Here is a 15,320-nt window from a genome sequence, read left to right on the forward strand (position 1 = left end):
GTCCTGCCCGGCGTTCGCATCGGATACGGGTCGGTCATCGGCGCCGGCAGCGTCGTCAGCCGCAGCATTCCCCCGATGACCGTCGCGGTCGGAACCCCTTGCCGGGTGGTCCGCTCCATCACGGACGAGGACCTCACCGCTCGTACCGCCGGGCATTAGTGCTGGTTGCGGATCCCGCCACCCCTTCCCAGCCGCGCCGCGCGGGGCCTGGCTGCGGCTGGGCGAGCGCGCTTCGCAAGCACGATCAGCCGACACGGGCCCTGGCCAGCCTGTCCTGCCGCGCCGTCCCGGCGCGGCAGGACAGGCTGGCCAGCGAAGCAGAGCGCGGTGGGCCGTTCCGCCGCCGGTGTTCAACGCTCGTCACGGATGCGTGGCCAGCGGATCGAGGAACGTCAGGACGGAGGCGTCCTCCTCGATCAGCGGGGTGAGGGCGGCGTTGAACGGACCGCCGTACGGGGCGTTCAGGTGCGTCTGGAAGGCGTCCTCGTCCCTGTATACCTCGAAGATCCAGTAGGCGCGCGGGGCGGCCGCCTTGGTGTAGACATCGAAGGCCAGGTTGCCTTCCTCGTCGCGCACCTTCAGGGTGTAGTCCCGGATCAGGCGGGCGACTTCGTCCTCCGCTCCCTCTCGGGCGGTGAACTCGGCGAGCAGGGTTTTCGTCATGGTTTCGTGTCCTTGTCAGTGGGTGGAGTCGAGGTGCTGGGCGACGGTCTTTTCCGTCGCGAACCTTGCCAACTGGCTCTCCCATGGCGGGTTGGGGCCGGCGACCGAGCAGGTCAGGGCCGCGACCTGCGTGGCGAACAGGCAGGCGGCCTCGACATCGCCGATACGCAGATCGGTCAGCCTGCCGCCGAGGAGTCCGCGGGTGCCGAGGTGGTGCAGCAGTCCGGCGGTGAACGAGTCCCCCGCACCGACTGTGTCGACGACCTGCGTCGCCGGTGCGGGGACCTGCACCCGTTCCCCGTCGAGTGAGGCCAGGGCACCATCGGCGCCGCGCGTGATCAGGACGAGCCGCGCCCCCGCTTCATGCCAGGTGTCGCACGCCTGCTCGGGCGGCGTCCCGGGCAGCAGGAGTTCCAGGTCGTCCTCGCTCAGCCGCAGCACATCCGCGAGGCCACACCAGTGCGCCAGCCGGGCGCGGTAGACCTCGGGACGCACCAGGAGCGGGCGGACGTTGGGGTCGATGCTGATGGCGGCCCGGGAGGCGGCCGCTGCCAGGAAGTCCTCCACCACCGCCGCCCCGGGTTCCTTGACCAGGGCCAGTGACCCGGTGTGTACGCAGGCGGTGCCGGCCAGGTCCACCCCGGCCAGTTCCGCGCTCGTCCACTGCCAGTCGGCGGTGGCCTGCGCATGGAAGGAGAACGTGGCCTGGCCCTGGGTGTCCAGCTCGGCCACGGCCAGCGTGCTGGGCTCGGCGGCCTCGACGGCGTGCGACAGGTCCACCCCGGATGCCTCCAGGTGGGCCCGGAAGAGGCGGCCGAACACGTCGCCGGACAGCCGTGCGAGGAAGCGGGCCGATGTGCCCAGTCGGGCCAGGGCCACCGCCGTGTTGGCGGGTCCGCCGCCCGGCAGCACCCGCAGGGCGAGTTCGTTCCGGGCACTTGCGGGTTCGGTGAACGCGTCGGCGACGCACTCTCCCAGGACGGTGATCTGAGGCGGGGTCATGGCTGCTCTTCTCTTGGAATGCGCTGGCAGAACGGGCACGCTGCGGGCAGTCTCTGAGCGGCTTCGGGCGGGCGACGGCCACGGGCGTTGCCGATTTGTGACGGGTGCAAGGCATTGACGTTGCCTGGAGGCGGAGTCCATCATCCTGGCCAAGCAGTGTCAACGATGACATAAGTCAACGATGACACCTCGGGACGGCATGCCCCGATGCCGGCCGCTCGCCCGCAATCCCGCAGGAGTTGTTCATGTCACGCATCTCTCGTCTGCCCTCCTCCTTGCTCAGAGCCGCTGCCTGCACGGGTGTCGCAGCCCTCACCCTGACCGCCTGTGGATCCGGATCCGAATCGGGCACCGCGAGCACCGGCTCGGGCAGCATCAAGGTCGGTCTGATCACCAAGACCGACACCAACCCGTTCTTCGTGAAGATGAAGGAGGGCGCGGAGAAGGCCGCCAAGGAGAACGGTGTCGAACTGTCCACCGCGGCGGGCAAGTTCGACGGGGACAACGCCGGTCAGGTCACCGCCATCGAGAACATGGTCGCCGCCGGGGTGAAGGGCATCCTGATCACGCCGAGCGACTCCAAGGCGATCGTGCCGGCCCTCGAGAAGGCCAAGGCCAAGGGTGTCCTGGTCATCGCCCTCGACACCCCGACCGAGCCGGAAAGCGCGGTCGACGCCCTCTTCGCCACCGACAACGTCAAGGCCGGTGAGCTGATCGGCGAGTACGCCAAGGCCGCCATGAAGGGCAAGTCGGCGAAGATAGCCACCCTCGACCTCGCGCCGGGCGTCTCTGTCGGCGTCCAGCGGCACAGCGGCTTCCTGAAGGGCTTCGGCGCCACCGACAAGGACGTCGTCTGCGCCCAGGACACCGGCGGCGACCAGGCCAAGGGCCAGACGGCGATGGAGAACTGCCTCCAGAAGGAGCCGGACATCAACGTCGTCTACACCATCAACGAACCGGCCGCACTCGGCGCGTACACCGCGCTCAAGGCCAAGGGCCGGGAGAAGGACGTACTGATCGTCTCGGTCGACGGCGGCTGCACGGGCACTCAGGCTGTCAAGGACGGCAAGATCGCCGCGACCTCGCAGCAGTACCCGCTGAAGATGGCCGCCGAGGGCGTCAAGGCCGTCGCGACGTACGCCAAGGACGGCACGAAGGCGTCCGGTTACACCGACACGGGCGTCACGCTGATCACCGACAAGGCGCAGGACGGGGTCACCTCCAAGGACACCGCCTACGGCCTGGAGAACTGCTGGGGCTGAGCCGCCGACCCCAGCTGCCGCCGTAGTAGCTGCCGCCGTTCGAAACCCCTCAGCGGGGCGGCCGGCCCCTCCTCCCCGACCGGGGACGGCCGCCCCCTCGTCCTCTTGCCGTCCGACAAGGACCGACAAGGACTTGAGTCTTCCGACAAGGACCTCGCATGACTGCCACGTCCACGCCACCCTCCACGTCCACGCCGTACGCCGAGCTCAAAGCGCCGACCACGGCCCGCAGACTGCTCACGGCACCGACCACCGGCCCGCTGGTCGCCCTCCTCCTGGCCTGCGCCTTCTTCTCCACGACGACCGACCAGTTCCTCACCGGCGGGAACTTCTCGCTGATCGTGCAGCAGGTCATGGTCGTCGGCACCCTCGCCATCGGACAGACCCTGATCATCCTCACCGCGGGCATCGACCTGTCCTGCGGAGCGGTGATGGCGTTCGGCAGCATCGTGATCGCCAAGATGGCGGCCGAGGGCTCCCTGCCCCCGCTCGTCGCGATCGCGTTGGGCCTGGTCGTCTGTGGCGGGTTCGGGCTGCTCAACGGGGCACTGGTGCAGAAGATCCCGCTGCCGCCGTTCATCGTCACCCTCGGCATGCTCAACGTGGCGTTCGCGCTGACCCACATCTACTCCGAGGAGCAGACGGTCACCAACCTGCCGGGCCCCCTGACGGCGCTCGGGCAGACCTTCCCGCTCGGCAACACCGACATCACGTACGGCTCGCTGGTCACCATCGCCCTGTTCCTCCTCCTCGCGTATGCGCTGAGCAGCACAGGCTGGGGCCGGCACGTCTACGCCCTGGGCAACAGCCCGGAAGCGGCCCGGCTGAACGGCATCCGCACCTCCCGGCTGACCATCGGCGTCTACACCGTGGCCGGCCTGCTGTACGGCATCGCCGCCCTGCTGCTCATCTCCCGCACCGGAGTAGGCGACCCCCAGGCCGGGCAGACCGACAACCTCGACAGCATCACCGCCGTGGTCCTCGGCGGCACCAGCCTCTTCGGCGGACGCGGATCGGTCCTGGGCACCTTCATCGGCGTCCTCATCGTCGGCGTCTTCCGCAACGGCCTGCAGCTGATGGGCGTCGCCTCCATCTACCAGACCCTGATCACCGGAGTCCTGGTGATCCTCGCGGTGACCGTCGACCAGCTCTCCCGGAAGAAGGCCCGATGACCGCCACATCCTCCCCCACCCCCGTGCTGCAGGCCCGCGGTCTGGTCAAGCGCTACGGCCACGTCACCGCCATCGACGGCGCCGACTTCGACCTGCTGCCCGGCGAGGTCCTCGCCGTCATCGGCGACAACGGAGCCGGCAAGACCAGCCTCATCAAGGCCCTCACCGGCGCGGTGGTCCCCGACGCGGGCGAGATTCGCCTCAACGGGAAGCCCATCACCTTCTCCGGGCCGCAGAGCGCACGCGCTCACGGCATCGAAACGGTCTATCAGGACCTCGCCGTGGCCGCCTCCATGGACATCGCCTCGAACATGTTCCTCGGGCGCGAGCTTCGCCGCCCCGGTGTCCTCGGCAGTGTCTTCCGCATGCTGGACAAGAAGCGCATGCGCCAGGAGGCCGCCGAGCACATGGCCGACCTGAAGATCGGCCTGCGCTCGCTGACCCAGTCGGTGGAGACGCTCTCCGGCGGACAGCGGCAGGCCGTCGCGGTCGCCCGTTCCGTCGCCTGGGCCCGCAGCGTCGTCGTCATGGACGAACCCACCGCCGCGCTCGGTGTCAAGGAATCCGGCCAGGTCCTCGACCTCATCCGCCGGGTCCGGGACAAGGGCATGCCGGTCGTCCTGATCAGCCACAACATGCCGCACGTCTTCGAGATCGCCGACCGGATCCACGTCCACCGGCTGGGCCGGCGCGCCGCGGTGATCAAGCCCTCCGACTACTCCATGGCGGAAGTCGTCGCCATCATGACCGGCGCCCTCACCGTCGACGAGGCCGGAACTACTGTCGTAGCAGATTCGGAGGCCGCCAAGGCCGCCGGAGTCCAGGCCACCTGACAGCGCAACCCCGCTCTCACGGCTTCCGGCCGAGGCCGCGGCCGGAACCGACGAGCACAGGAGACTGTTTCACCCATGGCAGCGAACCGCCGCCCCACCCTGGCCGACGTCGCACGAGAAGTCGGCGTCAGCGCCAAGACAGTCTCGCGCGTCCTCAACGAGGACGGACCCGTCTCGCCGCAGACGCGGGAAGAGGTACTCGCCGCCGTGGCCAAGCTGGGCTTCCAGCCGAACCTCATGGCCCGCAGCATCCGCGTCGGCGGCCCGGACACCACCATCGGACTGGTCATCCCCGACCTCGCCAACCCCTTCTTCGGAGCCGTGGCCCGCGCCATCGAGGACACCGTCGGCGACCGCGGCCTGACCCTGCTCATGGGCTCCTCCGCCGACGCCCCCGACCGCGAACGCGCCCTCACGGCCAAGTTCCTCGCCCGCCGCGTCAGCATCCTGATCGTCGTGCCGTCCGTCGGCGCCGACCACTCCCACCTCAAGTCCCACCGGACGGCGGGGCTGCCCATCGTCTTCCTCGACCGACCAGGAGTCGGCCTGTCCACGGACAGCATCGTCAGCTCCAACCGTGCGGGGGCCCAAGACGGTGTCGCCCACCTGATCGCCCACGGGCACCGCCGCATCGGATTCGTCGGCGACCTGCCCGTCAAGCTGTACACCCGCCGCGAACGCCTCGCCGGATACCGCGCGGCCCTGCAAGAAGCCGACATGCCCTACGATCGCTCCCTGGTCGCCAGCGCACACGACCAGCCGGGAGCCGAGGCCGCGACCTCCCAACTCCTCGAACTGGCCGATCCCCCCACGGCCCTGTTCGCCGGAAACAACATCATGGCGCTCGGCATCGTCGCCGAACTCGCCCGCAGCAAGCGCAAGGACGTAGCAGTCGTCGCCTTCGACGACGTATCACTCGCCGAAGCCCTCGAACCGGCCCTGACCGTCGTCGCCCAGGACCCCGAAGAACTCGGCCGCAGCGCCGCGGCCACCGCCCTGGCCCGGCTCGACGGCGACCGCTCCCGGGCGCGCACCATCACCGTTCCCACCCGGCTGATCGTCCGAGGCTCCGGGGAGCAACCCGCGCCCAAGCCGTAGGCGGCTTGCCCCTGTCAGCCGACGAGCCGGGAATCGCCGATTCCGCCCAGAGGCTACTGATCAGCCTCGGGCGGCTGGTCGTATGAGCTCAGCAGCCCCTCGATGCGCTGGTTGTTGATGGACTGCCTGTCGTACAGGCACTTCGCGTACCGGCTCAGCAGGACCTCGACGCTGTTGCCCGCCCGCTGGGCGACCTCGGCCGGGTCCGCGCCCGCGCACAGCCAGGTGGACAGCGCCGAGTGCCGCAGGTCATAGGGGCGCTTGGCGAGCGGGGTGCTGGTCAGGACGGGTGGCAGGGCGAGGTCGCGGGTCTCGTGCCAGACCCGGTGGTAGGTGGTGTAAGTGATGATCCGGCCCTGTTCGGTGAAGAACAGCCGGCCGTCGTCGGCCGTGCCGAACGTGGCGACATGCTCGCGCCACAGGGCCACCAAGTGCGGCGGGAGCGGCACCACCCGCGTCTCGCCCGGCGGACGGTTCTTCAGCCCGCCCTCATCGTGGTACTCGCCGGTGTCGGTCCACCGTTTGCCCGCCTGCGGCCGAGCACGGTGCAAGATCAACCGCCCCCAGCCGGTGCTGGGCAGGCGACAGTCCGGCAACGCCACCGCGACCGCCTCCTCCGGACGCAGACCCGCGTAGTACATGCCGGCGAAGAACCCGACCAGCCGACGGCCACGAGCCTGCCGGTAACCGCCCACGTAGGAGACGGCGTCCAGCAGATCCCGTGCCTGGTACGGGTTGGCCACCACCCGCGGATCCACCGACACGTTCGGCTTGGGCACCCGCCACCGAATCTTCTCCAGCGGATGACTGCCCAACTTGCCCCGTTGCACCGGCCGGTCCTCCGCCGGCATCTCCTGGTGTCCCGGCCCGGGTACGACAAAGGCCCAGTGCCGCAGGGCACGGCGCAGCAGCTGCTCCTTCGGCCGGCCCGGCAGGTCCCAGCACATCGCCTGAGTGATCGCTGTCAGCGCCTCGCTGACCTCGTTCCGGGTCTTCGCCGCCCGGCCGGGCCAGTGCGCCCGCGCGTACTCGGTCGCAAAGGCGTACCAGCTCAGCTTCGACGGGCCTCGAGGGCCGTACCCAGGGCTGGCGCCTTGGGCCAGGCCCGCACGGATGGCCCGCACCAGCTCCGCACCGAACTCACCGGCCATGTCCGCGACCGCTCTGTCGCGGTCCGGGTGTCCATCGCTGTGCGGCTGCGCCGGGGATTGGTCCGCCGTCTGTTCGGGGTCTGGTGTAGCTCCATCGTGCTGTTCTGTGCCCGGTTGACGAGCGCGGATTGTCGGACGTTCGGCCTGGCTTCCGTCGCCGCTGGTCATACCCGGTCCCAGTGTGGCCGGTTGTGCTCCATGGCGCACTATGCGCACTTGTATGCGCCCCCATGCCCCGAACTACCGTTCCCGGCCGGCCCTCGGCGGCGCCGCACCACGGTCCCGGAGCAGGCGCGTGGTCACCTCGGCGGACGGGGACGGCGGCCGGGCGGCGGCTGTCAGGGGGTCGCCAAGGGGGCGTGCCGGACCCACACGTCCGCCGAAGGACCCAAGACCGGCGGTACTCCGTCGATCGGTACTCACTCGCATTCATCCGCCCGGCGGCGCAGCAGACGACTCCGGACCGGCCGTGGCGCCCGGTCCTGCGGAGTGGAGGACGGGCATGGGCGCCGCGGCGTCACACGCCGACGCGGTGCCGCAGGCGGCAGCCTGGGGATGAAGCGGGACGCCGTTGGCGCGCAGCACCTCGCGGACGTCCAGGATCAGGGGAAAAACCTCGTGATTGCGATCCTCGCCCTGCTCCTCCCACGCCCGCTGCTCGGCTTCGACAGCCATGCGATCCTCAGCGAACACCCGTTCGATGAAGCGCCTGATGAGCGGCCAGGCCAGATGAAGGGCGCCGGGAATCCCGGGCTTCTCGATCATGAGCAGGCCGTAGGCGTGACATGTGCGCTGTTCGGCGTCCTCGGGCACGTACGCGGCCCAGAGGCTGAAGGCCGGACGTTCGGCATGTTCGGGGACGAGGTCGAGTGTCTGGTACGGGTATTCGGTGCGGATGGTCATGACGTCGCGGGAGCCGCCGCCGATGCCCTCGCCGGCCAGCAGGGAGGCGCCGCGGTTCCGCTTCCCTCCGGCGTGAGTGAACAGGTACCTGGCCTCCACCGACCGTGGGCCGGTCCGGTATTCCAGCAACTTCGGGTGGAGCCTGCCGACGACGCCCTGGTGGAGGAACTGGTGGTTCATGTCGAGCAGGTTCTCGTGCATGAAGGAGTAGTGGCAGCGTACGGTCCGGGAGAAGGTCATGGTCTTGTACTTCGGTGAGCCGTAGGTCGGCAGCTCGGGCAGCGCGGTGACCGCCGCTTTCTCCGGGTCGCCCGGGAAGACGAACACCAGGCCGTACGCCTCGCGGACGGCGTAGCCGCGCACGCCGGGCGGTGGCCGGCCATCGCCCTTGGACAGGTACGGGATCTGTGAGATGCGGCCGTCGCCGCGATAGGCCCACGCGTGATAGCGGCAGCGGAGTGTCTCGCCCTCCACGACGCCCATGCTCAGTGGCACCTGCCGGTGGGCGCACCGGTCCTCCAGCGCGTGAACGGTGCCGCTCTCCCCGCGGTAGAGCGCGATGCGCTCGCCGGCGAACGCGGTCGCGACCACCCGCCTGCTGCACACCCTCCCGGACAGCGCGACCGGGTACCAGAAATCCGGGTTCGCCCCGACGCGCCGAAGGTCAGCCGTGCCGGGACCTGGATCGCGGTGCCCAGAGGGCCGACCACCCCCGTCCGCGTCGGTCTCGGTCATGCCTCTCCCTCGTAGGTGGGACAGCACCCTCCATCCTGGCGGCCGCCCGCCGCCCACGCCCCGCTCAGCGCGTCCGATCGAGCGAGCGGCCTGTCAACCCTGGCGTTCACTGACGCATGGGGCAGGTGATTCCAGGCGGTGATGCGTACGTTGGGCGTCGTCGATCGTGGCTGAGGCGACCGCCATTGGGCCGGAGGGCAAGCGCAACCATCACTGTGAGTAACAACTCTACGAGTGTGCACGCTGCCAACGGCGTGTTTGCACGGTGATCGGGTGGGCACTTCGGCCGCATGAGCAAGCGGGACGACAGGGTGCCCGGCACGAGGCGTCGGTGGGCGAGCCGACTCGTTGCGGGGCCTCTTACCGCGTGGCTGCTCGCCGGCTGCGTCCTGTACGAAGATCGCGACGGCTCGGAGGCGCCGCGGACCTCTCCAGGAGCGGTGCGCGAAGTCCCCCTCAGGGTCGTGGAGCAGGGCGGCCAGACGCTGGCGTTCGTCCCGGTGAGCATCGAGGGCGAGGGGCCCTTCATGTTCGCTCTGGACACCGGTGCCTCCTCCAGCGTGGTCGACGAGGACGTCGCCGACCGGGTCGGTCTGGAACGCACTGGCGAGCGCCGCTCGGTGAGCGGGATCCTCGGCACCGGGCAGGTTCCCGTTGCCGTGGTGGACCAGTGGAAGGTCGGTGACGTACGTCTCGACCCGGGTGAGGTTACGGTCATCGACCTGGGCCCTCCCAGGGAAGGCGGTGGCATTCAGGGCCTGCTCGGCTCGGACGTGCTCAGCGACTTCGGCTCGATCGCAGTGGACTACGAGGACGGCGTCCTCAAGATCCCCGCCCCTTGAGGGCTTACCTGCCCATGACCGCGGCAGGGCCGGTTGGCGCCTCGTTTCACACGGCGTCGTGGTCGTGACCAGAAGCCCGCTTTCCCCGTAGGGCATCGGCCCAGCCGCTCGGCACACCGGTGAAGAGGCCCAAGGCCACTCCTCAACCGTTGCGGTCGACACCCGAGCATCGGTGGGCCGACCCTGGAATGGGGGCACATAGCGAGGCCGTAAGCGAAGGGTGCGGAGATGGAATGGTGGACCTGGCTCATCATCGCTCTCGCGATCGTCCTGGTGGGCGCCGCTTCCCTCGTGGCGCTGCAGGCGCGCCGCCGCTCCGGTGGCGTGATAGCCCAGGGCCGCCGACATCGGAGGGGAGGAGGGCCCAAGCCGTGACCGTCTACATGCGAGCCAGCGAGATCGCCAAGAAACCGGTGGTCACTCTGGCGGGGGAAGACATCGGGCAGGTCAAAGACCTCGTCTTCGACGCCTCGACAGGCAGCATCCGGTGCTTCACACTCGCCGGCCGCGGCCTGCTCGCAGGCCCGCTCCACCGTGCTCTGCTGTGGAGGAACGTCCATGCCCTGGGGCCGCACGCAGTCATGGTGCGCGACGAGAGCGCGCTGGAGGAGAACGACACGGCCGCCCGATCGGACGCCAAAGAGCCGGGCGGAGGCAATGTGCTCGGTCTCGCGGTGACGACCCGCAGCGGGGTACGGCTCGGCATCGTCACCGACGCCGTCGTAGCGACAGGCAGAGCACCGGTGGTCGCGGGGTACGAGGTCCAAACCGCCGAGCACCGCCGCGTCTTGCTGCCGGTGGCCGGCCCGGTCACCGTCTCCGGCGAACGGGTACTCGTTCCGGACGCCACCGCCCAGCACAGCGCAGGTGACCTGGGAGGGTTCGGCGCCGCCGCGGAGAGCCTGCGCAACCGCCTCCATCAGGCCCCGCAGGAGGATTGACGCAGATGTTGTTCACCAAAGCGCAGGGCAAGGCGGTCATGGACCTCACGACGGCCGAAACAGTGGGGACGGTCGCCGCGTGCACCGTTGCACCGTCACCGGCGCGTATCGCCGGGCTGCGCCTCAAAACCCGAGGCCGCGGACACCACACCCTCGACTGGAGCGACGTCCAGTCGTTCGGCCCCGACGCGGTCGCCGTCGAAGAGGCCGGTCGCCTCCGCGACGAGAAGGACATCGATCCCGGCAACCACGCCCACGCCGCGCACGACCCCATCAGGAAGGCGGTACTGACCGAAACGGGTCTCAACAAGGGCACCGTGATCGACATCGAATTCGACGAGCAATCAGGACGCATCAGTCACCTGCTGACCGATGAGGAGCAGATCCCCGGCGGCGAACTTCTCGGAGTCGGCAGTTACGCGGTTGTCGTCACCGCGCCCCAGTGACGGCAAAGGGCTCACCGTCTGGTCCACCCGTCTGAGGACGAACGTCGGTGTACGAATGCCCCGCCTCCGTCCGGTCCCCGGCTGAGACGGGCCCACGTGCCCGGCCGAGCGGCGAACCGGGGCACACGCCTGCGAACGGCAACACGGCAGGCCGGGCAACTTCGTCGCGGTGGACTACGCGACGATCGGAGACGCACGAGCAGCCGTGGACGCCCTCAACACCGAACGCCTCCGGACAAGTACCCTCGTGCGCCGGATACCACATGCGAGCCACGCTCGCGGCCCCGAGCACGGCGTCCGCCAGCCTGGTGCCGGATGTGGTGTCAGCACTCCTGGGAGGGGCCAGGCTCCGGCTCCTCCAGGTACTCGGGACAGTCAGGGTTGTGGCAGGGGCCCGGACCCCACACGGGCACGAAGACTCCCAAGGTCTTGTGCCGTCTCTTGACGGTCATCTGCAGAGGCCGCTTGCAGACCGGGCACACAAGCGTCCCTTGAGGGCCGGTCTCATGCTCGCGTTTACTCATTCTTTAACCATAGATTGCCTGGTCGTAGAAGAGGCAGGCCACGTGCTCAGTCATTGTCCCGGCGATCAGAGTGCTCCTCAGGCCCGTCCCGCTGTTCCCGCTCTGCGCGCGGAGAGCTGACGGGCCCGGGGTTCTTGGCAGCCGTGTCTGACCGTGGGGCTGCGTCCGCCGGGGCGGCGGGGGCCAGCTGGGGCGGGACGGGTCTCCGCAGGCTGAGGACGACGGATGCGGCCAGCACGACGACGATGACCGCGAGACTGATCAGTGAAGGGATTTCCGGGACGCCGGGGCTGATCGTCTTGTGGGCCGCTTGGAGGACCAGCTTGACGCCGATGAAGCCGAGGATGACCGCCAGGCCCATGTTCAGGTAGTGGAAACGGTCCAGGAGGCCCGATAGCAGGAAGTACAGGGCCCGCAGACCCAGAATGGCGAACGCGTTGCTGGTATAGACGATGAAGAGGTCGTCGCTGACGGCGAGCACAGCAGGGACACTGTCGACTGCGAAGACCAGGTCGGCTGCCTCAATCGCGGCGACCACCGCAAGCAGCGGGGTGGCCACGCGTTTGCCGGCCTCCTTGACGAAGAAGCTCATGCCCGCGTACTCGTCCCGGACCGGGATGACCTTGCGGAGCATCCGCAGGGCGAAGCTCTTGCCGGGGTCGAAGCCCTCCTCCTCGCCCCTGAGTAGCTTGTAGGTGCTGTAGAAGAGCACAGCCGCGAAGGCGAACAGCACCGCGGTGAAGCGGCTGACAACGGCGACACCGAGGGTGAGGAAGATCCCGCGGAACACCAGAGCGCCCATCACGCCGAAGAAGAGGACACGGTGCTGGTAGGCACGGGGCACCCTGAAGTAGGCGAAGATCACGGCGAAGACGAAGAGATTGTCCACCGACAGGCTCTTCTCCAGCAGCCACGCGGTGGTGTACTCGGTGCCGGCCGTCGTGCCGAGGACGAGGAAGACGACCGCGCCGAAGACCAGAGCAAGTCCCACCCACACGGCGCTCCAGGCGACGGCCTCCTTGAAACCGATGACATGTTCGGCGCGGTGGGCAAGCAGGTCCACCGCCAGCGACACCACCACCGTCGCGGCGAACGCCACCCACAACCAGAGCGGGACCTCCAGCACTCCGGTCACCCTCTCCACGGCCCACACCGACACAGGCCCTCATACAGGAGTCTCCGGCATCTCACCGCACTGGGCGAGCCCAGGAAGGCGACGGGATCCAAGCCCCTTGTCTGAACCCGGTCATCCCGCCCTCCCTCACAGAGTGACGCTCCGGGGGCCCTTCCTCAAGCTTCCGCGGCCATACGATCAGCCGGTTCATGCAACGCGCGTCCGGTCGACTGGTCCCCTGCTTGTCCGGTCGATCAGCCGGTGGCTTCCTCGGCGGCGGGGCGGGTCTGTCGGTGATCAGCGGCGTACGCGTCAAAGACGTTGCCCCGCGACCCGCCGTTGTACAGATGCCGCTGATCAAGCGTCTTGGCCAGATCATCCAAGGCGGCGGCCAGTACCCCGGCCGTCAGTCGTACTTCCGTTCTTCCGGCCGCCTGTCCCCGCTCTGCGAGGAGAACAGCGTGACGCACCATGACGGCCAGCGACGTACGATCCGCGCCATCGTGGAAGTAGTACGCCTCCGGGTACTGGGCGAAGTCGATGCGGACACGCACGACTTCGCCGGCCAGGCTGTCCAGTGTGGTCGCGCCTGCGGACGATTCCAGCAGCCGCATACCCGGGTCGGCGTGCCGGAGCAGGGCGAGCCGAACCGCCAGAGCTCTCCTGCGGGCCAGGGCCGGGTAGAGCTCCAGCACCCATGCCACGGTGGCCGACAGCAGGACGAACCCGATCAATGCCTCCAGCGGCGCTGCGATGCGGAGCCATCCGGCTTCCGGTGCGATGTCCCCCAGTCCCAAAGTGCCCACCATGACGAGCGACACGTACACAGCGTCCAGCAGATCGGCCCGCTCGGACGGCACAAGCCCTTGCGCGAACGCGAACGCTTCCGGCATGTGCGGCCAGTAGATCAACGCCCACCCCAGCACAACGGCAAGCGCCCACGTCCCGACGACGGCGACCATGCCGAGCGGTCCGACCAGTCCGGCCGTCCGATGCCAGAAGGGCAGCAGGTGCGACAGCCTCCACATCGCGGTCATGATCAGTTGGCTCAGCCCGCCCCGACGAGTCGGGTGCCAAATCGTATGGAAAAGATCACGAAGGGCCGCCAGCACGACGACAACACCGACCGCGGAGATCAACCAGTTCACGGGAAACACGCCCCTGTGAAGAGTGATGGCCGTACCCCGAGTCGGACCGGCGAAGTACTCGGCGCCGCGCCACCACCTCGCCTGCTCGACGAACACCGAGCCAGGGACGATCGCGACGGTGATGGATGCAGACACGGACCAGAAGGTCCCCCCTGGAGCCGGCCCCATCGCGACGGACCGACCGGCGGGTGCATGGCGGCATTCCGGTGCATCCGATGAGGTGGCTGCGGAGACTCGTACGCCGACGCCTGCGGCACATGCCGATCAGCCGCCATTAGGGGCCCGGCAGCCGAAGCGTCCGCACTTGTCGTCCGCCCTGTCGTGTGTGGATCGGCCATCAGTGGTTCTCCGATCCGCGCAGCGCGTGGCGCTGGACGATCCGGGAGATGTCCCGCGCGGTGATGATGCCCACCAGGTGCCGGCCGTCGGTGACGAGGATGGGCAGGCCGCTGCCCGGGCGGAGCATTTCGAGCACGCCTTCCAGGAGGGCGTCCGGCGCGCAGGTCGTGGCGTGCGCCAGCGGGGTCGCCACGTCGCGCACGCGCAGTGTCTGCCGCTGCGGGGCCGGGATCCGCGCGAGCTGAGGCAGATGCAGCAGGCCGCTGGGCCGCCCCTCGAAGTCGGTCAGGACGAACGTCGAGTGGTGGGTCCGCAGAGCCACGTCCTCGACGCAGCGTTCCACAGTGAACCAGTCAGGGCAGGTCTCCACAGGACTCGACATGGCATCGGCCGCTTTCACTCCACGCAGAGCCGGGACCAACCGTGCACGCCGGCGTTCGGCGCCGGCCACGATCACGACGAAGAAGCCGATGACGGCCAGCCACAGGCCGCCGAAGGCGCCGCGCAGGACAGCGATCCATCCAAGAGCGATCAACAGCATGCCGAGGACCTGTCCGCTGCGCGCGGCCGCTCGTTCGGCACGGTCCCGGTCCCCGGTACGCCACCACATCAGCGCCTGCACCACCCGACCGCCGTCGAGCGGGGCGGCCGGCAGCAGGTTGAACACGCCCAGGACCACATTCACCCACCCGAGCCACACCAGGACGGCCACGGGCACCTCCCAGCCGGACACCGCATCCAGCCCGATGCCCGCCCCGAGCGCCGCCGCACCGACAATGAAGCTGGTGAGCGGCCCGGTCACGGCTACCAAGAAGGCCGCGCCGGCCCCGCGCGGCCGGCCCATCTCGGTCATCCCGCCCAGCGCCCACAGGGTGATGCACCGGACCTCGATGCCCTTCCTGCGGGCCGTGATCGCGTGGGCGGCCTCATGTGCCAACAGGCTCCCCAGGAGCAACAGAGCTCCGACCAGGCCGGCCACGGTGTACGTGGCGTTCGACTGGTCCGGAACTGAGGCGGGAAGAGTCTGGCTGCCCAGGCTGTATCCGAAGAGCAGCACGAGCAGCGGCACGGTCCAGTGGATGCGCAGCGGCACCCCGAGAATGCGCCCCGTCCCTACCGAGCCGTTCATCACCGTCTCCTGGGGGCT

Annotated in this window: 15 protein-coding genes and 1 pseudogene; 9 read left to right on the plus strand and 7 right to left on the minus strand. The window is 69.1% G+C overall.

The features are described 5' to 3' along the window. Positions 1-159: pseudogene (locus F3T56_RS48070) on the plus strand (sugar O-acetyltransferase); the annotation flags it as partial. A 201-nt stretch (positions 160-360) separates the two neighbouring features. Here the strand turns inward: F3T56_RS48070 and F3T56_RS23135 are convergent. Both F3T56_RS23135 and F3T56_RS23140 read right to left on the minus strand, forming a co-directional pair. Beyond that, positions 361-663 (minus strand): putative quinol monooxygenase, encoded by a 303-nt coding sequence (locus F3T56_RS23135; protein WP_149827294.1) that lies wholly within the window; start codon positions 661-663, stop codon positions 361-363. A 15-nt stretch (positions 664-678) separates the two neighbouring features. Beyond that, on the minus strand, positions 679-1,665 hold the full coding sequence (locus F3T56_RS23140; RefSeq protein WP_149827295.1) for a carbohydrate kinase family protein: 987 nt from the start codon (positions 1,663-1,665) through the stop codon (positions 679-681). Positions 1,666-1,910: 245 nt separating this feature from the next. Here F3T56_RS23140 and F3T56_RS23145 point away from each other — a divergent pair, with 245 nt between their 5' ends. The 4 genes from F3T56_RS23145 to F3T56_RS23160 all read left to right on the plus strand — a co-directional run bounded on the left by F3T56_RS23145 (position 1,911) and on the right by F3T56_RS23160 (position 6,030). After that, on the plus strand, positions 1,911-2,927 hold the full coding sequence (locus F3T56_RS23145; protein ID WP_149827296.1) for a sugar ABC transporter substrate-binding protein: 1,017 nt from the start codon (positions 1,911-1,913) through the stop codon (positions 2,925-2,927). A 158-nt stretch (positions 2,928-3,085) separates the two neighbouring features. Beyond that, complete coding sequence (locus F3T56_RS23150) at positions 3,086-4,099, plus strand: ABC transporter permease (protein WP_149827297.1); 1,014 nt, start codon at positions 3,086-3,088, stop codon at positions 4,097-4,099. After that, a complete protein-coding gene (locus tag F3T56_RS23155; RefSeq protein WP_149827298.1) occupies positions 4,096-4,932 on the plus strand; it encodes an ATP-binding cassette domain-containing protein in 837 nt (278 codons plus the stop codon). The genes F3T56_RS23150 and F3T56_RS23155 overlap by 4 nt, the downstream gene beginning before the upstream one ends. A 75-nt stretch (positions 4,933-5,007) precedes the next feature. After that, on the plus strand, positions 5,008-6,030 hold the full coding sequence (locus F3T56_RS23160; protein WP_149827299.1) for a LacI family DNA-binding transcriptional regulator: 1,023 nt from the start codon (positions 5,008-5,010) through the stop codon (positions 6,028-6,030). Between the two features lie 53 nt (positions 6,031-6,083). Here F3T56_RS23160 and F3T56_RS23165 read toward each other — a convergent pair whose 3' ends face one another. Together F3T56_RS23165 and F3T56_RS23170 are read right to left on the minus strand one after the other, a co-directional pair. Further along, the gene (locus F3T56_RS23165) at positions 6,084-7,181 is read right to left on the minus strand and encodes a site-specific integrase (protein ID WP_246203772.1); all 1,098 of its coding nucleotides are present in this window, start codon (positions 7,179-7,181) and stop codon (positions 6,084-6,086) included. 429 nt (positions 7,182-7,610) lie between these two features. Continuing rightward, entirely contained in the window at positions 7,611-8,819 is a 1,209-nt protein-coding gene (locus F3T56_RS23170; protein WP_149827300.1) for an aromatic ring-hydroxylating oxygenase subunit alpha, read from the minus strand. 440 nt (positions 8,820-9,259) lie between these two features. Here F3T56_RS23170 and F3T56_RS23175 point away from each other — a divergent pair, with 440 nt between their 5' ends. The 4 genes from F3T56_RS23175 (at position 9,260) to F3T56_RS23185 (ending at position 11,048) form a co-directional block, all read left to right on the plus strand. Beyond that, the gene (locus F3T56_RS23175) at positions 9,260-9,661 is read left to right on the plus strand and encodes a retropepsin-like aspartic protease (protein ID WP_172639084.1); all 402 of its coding nucleotides are present in this window, start codon (positions 9,260-9,262) and stop codon (positions 9,659-9,661) included. 228 nt (positions 9,662-9,889) lie between these two features. Then, positions 9,890-10,036, plus strand: coding sequence for a hypothetical protein (locus tag F3T56_RS46320; RefSeq protein WP_172639085.1), 147 nt, complete (start codon positions 9,890-9,892; stop codon positions 10,034-10,036). Next, positions 10,033-10,602 carry a PRC-barrel domain-containing protein gene (locus tag F3T56_RS23180; RefSeq protein ID WP_149827302.1) on the plus strand — a complete coding sequence of 190 codons (570 nt, stop codon included), beginning with the start codon at positions 10,033-10,035 and terminating at the stop codon, positions 10,600-10,602. The genes F3T56_RS46320 and F3T56_RS23180 overlap by 4 nt, the downstream gene beginning before the upstream one ends. A 5-nt stretch (positions 10,603-10,607) precedes the next feature. Further along, positions 10,608-11,048: a PRC-barrel domain-containing protein gene (locus F3T56_RS23185; protein WP_149827303.1), complete on the plus strand. Its 441-nt coding sequence runs from the start codon at positions 10,608-10,610 to the stop codon at positions 11,046-11,048. Positions 11,049-11,618: 570 nt separating this feature from the next. Here the strand turns inward: F3T56_RS23185 and F3T56_RS23195 are convergent. From F3T56_RS23195 to F3T56_RS23205, 3 genes are all read right to left on the minus strand, one after another. Further along, positions 11,619-12,698 (minus strand): TerC family protein, encoded by a 1,080-nt coding sequence (locus F3T56_RS23195; protein ID WP_149827375.1) that lies wholly within the window; start codon positions 12,696-12,698, stop codon positions 11,619-11,621. 242 nt (positions 12,699-12,940) lie between these two features. Continuing rightward, positions 12,941-13,930, minus strand: a complete 990-nt coding sequence (locus F3T56_RS23200) for a potassium channel family protein (protein ID WP_342786976.1) — start codon at positions 13,928-13,930, stop codon at positions 12,941-12,943. A 241-nt stretch (positions 13,931-14,171) separates the two neighbouring features. Next, positions 14,172-15,302, minus strand: coding sequence for a site-2 protease family protein (locus F3T56_RS23205; RefSeq protein WP_149827305.1), 1,131 nt, complete (start codon positions 15,300-15,302; stop codon positions 14,172-14,174). Positions 15,303-15,320 lie beyond the last annotated feature (18 nt).

It is taken from the genome of Streptomyces tailanensis (assembly GCF_008386495.1).
Classification (GTDB): Bacteria; Actinomycetota; Actinomycetes; order Streptomycetales; family Streptomycetaceae; genus Streptomyces; species Streptomyces tailanensis.

Excerpts from the sequence above, each read along its gene's own strand:
- F3T56_RS23135 (WP_149827294.1), bottom strand. The coding sequence starts at position 663 with ATGACGAAAACCCTGCTCGCCGAGTTCACCGCCCGAGAGGGAGCGGAG.
- F3T56_RS23140 (WP_149827295.1), bottom strand. The coding sequence starts at position 1,665 with ATGACCCCGCCTCAGATCACCGTCCTGGGAGAGTGCGTCGCCGACGCG.
- F3T56_RS23145 (WP_149827296.1), top strand. The coding sequence starts at position 1,911 with ATGTCACGCATCTCTCGTCTGCCCTCCTCCTTGCTCAGAGCCGCTGCC.
- F3T56_RS23150 (WP_149827297.1), top strand. The coding sequence starts at position 3,086 with ATGACTGCCACGTCCACGCCACCCTCCACGTCCACGCCGTACGCCGAG.
- F3T56_RS23155 (WP_149827298.1), top strand. The coding sequence starts at position 4,096 with ATGACCGCCACATCCTCCCCCACCCCCGTGCTGCAGGCCCGCGGTCTG.
- F3T56_RS23160 (WP_149827299.1), top strand. The coding sequence starts at position 5,008 with ATGGCAGCGAACCGCCGCCCCACCCTGGCCGACGTCGCACGAGAAGTC.
- F3T56_RS23165 (WP_246203772.1), bottom strand. The coding sequence starts at position 7,181 with ATGGCCGGTGAGTTCGGTGCGGAGCTGGTGCGGGCCATCCGTGCGGGC.
- F3T56_RS23170 (WP_149827300.1), bottom strand. The coding sequence starts at position 8,819 with ATGACCGAGACCGACGCGGACGGGGGTGGTCGGCCCTCTGGGCACCGC.
- F3T56_RS46320 (WP_172639085.1), top strand. The coding sequence starts at position 9,890 with ATGGAATGGTGGACCTGGCTCATCATCGCTCTCGCGATCGTCCTGGTG.
- F3T56_RS23185 (WP_149827303.1), top strand. The coding sequence starts at position 10,608 with ATGTTGTTCACCAAAGCGCAGGGCAAGGCGGTCATGGACCTCACGACG.
- F3T56_RS23205 (WP_149827305.1), bottom strand. The coding sequence starts at position 15,302 with ATGAACGGCTCGGTAGGGACGGGGCGCATTCTCGGGGTGCCGCTGCGC.